The sequence below is a fragment of the Caballeronia sp. genome, assembly GCF_049581465.1.
Taxonomy (GTDB): domain Bacteria; phylum Pseudomonadota; class Gammaproteobacteria; order Burkholderiales; family Burkholderiaceae; genus Caballeronia.
Genome location: NZ_JBAUSA010000779.1, coordinates 1 through 5,010, shown reverse-complemented (window position 1 = coordinate 5,010; position 5,010 = coordinate 1). Strand labels below are relative to the sequence as shown.

Here is a 5,010-nt window from a genome sequence, read left to right as displayed (position 1 = left end):
ACCGGTGGTGGCGGCAGCGCCCGGGACGTGCGTGGGATGGCCAAGGGCGGCGCAAGACGCGAACCAGAACCAGCGGGTGGCGCGATGGCGGCCGCGTTTGCGAAGCTCAAGAAGTAAGCGAGCGAGTGCGGCGGCGGACTCGCAAGCGGTCCGCCAGCCTCGTGGGGCTTTTAGGATGTGGAGCGGTGTTGCTTGTGGTGAGTGCGGAGCCGTTCTGCCAGCCGCCAAGCAGAACCGCTCCACCCTCCCCGCGTCCTTCAAATCTCGATCTTCGTGCCCAACTCAACTACTCGGTTCGCGGGAATAGAAAAGAAGTCAGTAGGCTTGGCAGCATTCTGGTGCATCCAGGCGAATATCCTTTCGCGCCAAACCGACATGCCCGGCAATTGAGTCGGCACGACCGTCTCCCGCGCCATGAAGAATGACGTATCCATGAGCTCGAAAGTCATGCCATGGGTCCGCCCGATTTCCTGCAGGACGGCCTTGACGTCAGGCGTTTCATTGAAGCCATACAGGGCCTTGGCCAAATACAGCCCGCCACTGACATCCTTCACCTCGACACGCACTTTATCGTCCACATAAGGCACGTCGAGCGTCACGAAATTCAGAAAAATCGTCCGCTCGTGCAGTACCTTGTTGTGCTTCAAATTGTGCAACAGGCTGACCGGCACGAGCGTGTCGTTACCCGTCAAATAGATGGCCGTTCCAGAGACACGATGCGGCGGATGCGCGAGCAATCCCTGCAGGAACGGCATCAGCGGAATACCATCCGCGGCGGTCCGTTCCTTCACGATCATGCGGCCCTTGTACCAGGTCATCAGCAGGAAGAACAACACGCCCCCAATCCCCAACGGCAGCCAGCCGCCCTGTTCGATCTTGAGCAGACTGGCGCCGAAGAAGCCAAAATCAACAATAAAGAACACGCCGATGATCAAGCTCACCAACAGCTTGTTCCAGCCCCAGAGCTTGGTCATCACGACCGACGCGAGAATGGTGGTGACCAGCATGGTGGCGGTCACGGCGAGCCCGTAGGCTGCGGCGAGGTTCTCCGAACTCTTGAAACCGAGCACGATGCACAGGATGATAAACAGCAGCACCCAGTTCACGACCGGAATGTAGATCTGCCCAATTGCCAGGTCCGATGTGTGCAGGATTTTCATGCGCGGCACGTAGCCAAGCTGGATCGCCTGGCTAGTCAACGAATACGCGCCGGATATCACCGCTTGCGACGCGATCACGGTCGCGACCGTCGAAAGTATGACCAGCGGCAACAACGCCCAATCGGGCGCCAATAGGAAAAACGGGCTTTCGATAGCCGCTGGGTTATGCATCAGCAACGCGCCCTGCCCAAAGTAATTGAGCACCAGCGACGGCATGATGAGCCCATACCAGGCGTAGCGAATCGGCTTCGCGCCGAAGTGACCCATATCGGCGTACAGCGCCTCGGCGCCGGTTAGCACCAGCACGACCGACCCGAGCACGATATAAGCCTGCAGCACGTGGTCGGCCATGAATGAGAACGCGTAATACGGATTCAACGCAATGACAATGCGCGGCATCTGCACGATGTGATAGACGCCGAGCACGGCCAGCGTCACGAACCACAGCACCATGATCGGGCCAAACAGCTTGCCGACCACCGACGTGCCGTGCCGCTGAATCCAGAACAGCGCGATAAGGACTGCCATGGTGATTGGAATCACGTATTCCGAGAGCTTCGGCGTGGCGATCGCCAACCCTTCCACCGCCGATATCACCGACATGGCCGGCGTGATCACCGCATCGCCGTAGAACATGCACGCGCCGAGAATGCCGAGCATCATCAGCGCGCCGGAGACTCGTCCGGACTCCTTGAAGGTACGCAACGCCAACGTCATGAGCGCGAGTACGCCGCCTTCGCCGTTGTTGTCGGCGCGCATCACAAAGAGCACATACTTGATGGACACTACGATCACGATCGCCCAGAACAGCAGCGAGATAACGCCGAGAATCGAGGCTTCGGAAAGGCCGATTCCGTGAGACGGGCTGAACGCTTCTTTCAGCGCATAAAGCGGACTTGTGCCGATGTCGCCGAACACTACGCCGACCGCGGCGAGCGCCAGGGCCGGCAACGGCTGTTTGTGCTCGTGAGCGTGGATCGATTGGGTCATAGGGCGCGAAGCCGTCCGTGGCGGAAAAACGAACGCCATTCTAGCGCCGCATGGGTCGTCCTACCGGCGTGTTGTGATACCGCGACGGGCGCGAGGCGTCGGCAATTTAGCGTTGCGGCCGCACGGCAAAGGTGCATGAGCGGCGCTTTGTCACAGGTGCTTTGTGAACGCATCGTCGTTCGACGCACAGCCTATGCCGAAGTGATCGACCATCTCAATTTCTGCAATGGCCGAGACCCGCGCCGCGAAGTAGAAACGCTCGATCAGGCGCGACCGTCTTGTTGGCCGCGCTTGATCCATGCCCCGAGGTTGTGCGGACGCACAGTGTCCCATTCCTCGAAAGGCTGATGAATCCAGGGATTCGTTTCGAGGAACTGAACATGGTAATCAGGCTTCACCTTCGAACAGCCCTTGTACCAGAGCACCGCTGAACGCACCGACGTAATGGCCGGATAGCGATCCTTAAGGTGCTGCTGGACCCGCGAAAGCGTGACCCCGGAGTCCACCAGGTCGTCTACCAGCAGCACGTTGCCCGACAAATCGCCGCGTGTCATGGTGATGTATTGCGCGATGTCCAGGGCGCCTTGCTCGGTGCCCGCCGCCTCACGATACGAACTCGTCGCGAGGATCGCGAGCGGCAGGTCGTAGATGCGCGAAAGTTGATCGCCCACGCGCAAGCCGCCGCGCGCCAGACACAGGATTTTGTCGAACTTCCAGCCAGAATCATGCACGGCGAGCGCCAGCAGTTCGATCAACTGGTGATATTCGTCCCAGCCGACCCATAGGTTTCGGTCGTCGTTGCGCGGATCTTTCATCGCGATCATGGTGGAACTCTTTTCCTGGATACAGCGGGTTGATATGCAAAATGGCCGCTCATTCGCGGCCATCTTGGGTTTTACTGCGTGCTCAGGCCTTTTGCTCAGACCTTGAACGGATGACGCAGCAGAATGGTTTCGTCGCGATCCGGACCTGTCGACACCATGTCGATAGGCACGCCCGCCACTTCCTGGATCCGCGAAAGATACTTGCGCGCGGTTTCCGGCAAGCTGTCCCATTGCGTGATGCCAACGGTGCTCTCCTTCCAGCCACCGAACGTCTCGTATATGGGCTCGCAACGCGCGACTTCCGATGCCCCGCGCGGAAGGATGTCCACGTCCTTGCCGTCGAGCTTGTACCCGACACACAATTTCACTTCATCCAGACCGTCGAGCACGTCAAGCTTCGTCATGCACAGGCCCGAGATGCCGTTGATCTGGATCGAGCGGCGCAGCGCAGCCGCGTCGAGCCAACCGGTACGGCGCGGACGCCCTGTCACCGAACCGAATTCCTTGCCCACGGTGGCCAGCGTCAGGCCAATTGGCTCCTGGCGGGCGGCGTTATCGGCATCGTAGAGCTCGCTTGGGAACGGACCCGCGCCCACGCGTGTGCAGTACGCCTTCGTGATGCCGAGTATGTAATTGAGTTTCTGCGGTCCGACGCCTGCGCCGGCCGTCGCAGCACCCGCTACGCAATTGCTCGACGTAACGTACGGATAAGTGCCGTGATCGATGTCGAGCAACGTGCCTTGAGCGCCTTCAAACAGCAAATTGCGCCCCGCGTGGTTTTCGTCATACAGACGACGCGATACGTCGGTGACCATGGGAGCCAGGCGTTCCGCGTAGCTGAACATGGTGTCGAGCGTCTGCTGGTAATCGACAGCGGGCGCGCCCAGATAGCCGGTCAGCACGAAGTTATGGAAATCCAGCGTTTCGCGCAGGCGCTCGGCAAACACTTCCCGGTCGTACAGGTCCTGCACGCGCAAGCCGCGGCGGCCGACCTTGTCTTCGTACGCCGGTCCGATACCGCGTCCCGTCGTTCCGATCTTCGCGGCTCCGCGACGCGTTTCGCGCGCCTGGTCGATGGCGATGTGATACGGAAGAATCAGGTTCGCGGCTTCGGAGATGAACAGACGCTTTTGGACGTCGATTCCGGCTGCTTCCAGCTCGCCGATTTCCTTGAATAACGCTTCCGGCGACAAGACCACGCCGTTGCCGATATAGCAAGCCGTGCCCGCGCGCATGATGCCCGAAGGAATCAGTCGAAGGATTGTCTTTTTCCCGCCGATGATAAGCGTATGGCCGGCGTTATGGCCGCCCTGGAAGCGCACGACGCCCTGGGCGTGGTCCGTCAGCCAGTCGACGATCTTGCCCTTACCCTCATCACCCCACTGGGTACCGACCACGACGACGTTGCGCCCCGGGTTCACATTCACTGCGCTCGCAGACATGTCATTTTGATAGCTGGTTAAAAACGTATTTTACCTATGTTCGCGGAAGGTTCCGAGTTTTTCCCGGTATTTGCGAACTGCGTATTGAATCCGGTGTGCCCAGACGGGTTGATGTTGCGTCGGTCTTTCGTCTGCCCTTTGTCCTCCGATGGGAGTCCGAAGGACATCACAAAGTTACGAACGCGCCTCCAGCACCCAGGCTCCGTCCCGTTCGACGAGAATCCGGTCGAACGCGAATTCATCGAGAGCATGGTCGTGGCCGGGCAATGCCTGAATCACCACTTCGCCGGCGTCGCGCAGTTTGGCCACCGCCGCAAGCAAGGGTTCGTCATGCACCCACGGAGCGAGCACGGCGCTGCCGCGAGCATCGACGGGGGAAATGCGCGCGACTTCGCGCAGGTCGAGCGAAAAGCCAGTCGCCGGTCGCGCGCGGCCGTACGCCTGGCCGACGTGATCGTAACGGCCGCCTCGTGCCACGGCGTTGGGCACGCCATCGACGTAAGCCGAGAACATCACGCCGCTGTGATACGCGTAGCCGCGCATGTCGGCGAGGTCGATCATCAATTCGGCGCCATTTGCCTGGCGGGCGAGGAC

4 protein-coding genes are annotated in these 5,010 nt (G+C 60.2%); all 4 read right to left on the bottom strand.

Features of this window, described 5'->3' with window-relative positions:
- Positions 1–257: 257 nt before the first annotated feature.
- A complete protein-coding gene (locus WCA53_RS19190) occupies positions 258–2,150 on the bottom strand; it encodes a potassium transporter Kup (protein ID WP_423914176.1) in 1,893 nt (630 codons plus the stop codon).
- Positions 2,151–2,413: 263 nt separating this feature from the next.
- Entirely contained in the window at positions 2,414–2,974 is a 561-nt protein-coding gene (locus tag WCA53_RS19185) for a phosphoribosyltransferase (RefSeq protein ID WP_423914172.1), read from the bottom strand.
- Positions 2,975–3,069: 95 nt separating this feature from the next.
- The gene (locus tag WCA53_RS19180) at positions 3,070–4,416 is read right to left on the bottom strand and encodes an adenylosuccinate synthase (RefSeq protein ID WP_423914169.1); all 1,347 of its coding nucleotides are present in this window, start codon (positions 4,414–4,416) and stop codon (positions 3,070–3,072) included.
- Positions 4,417–4,590: 174 nt separating this feature from the next.
- Positions 4,591–5,010 (bottom strand): ATP phosphoribosyltransferase regulatory subunit (locus tag WCA53_RS19175; RefSeq protein ID WP_423914166.1); only part of this gene is annotated, 420 nt, incomplete at its 5' end.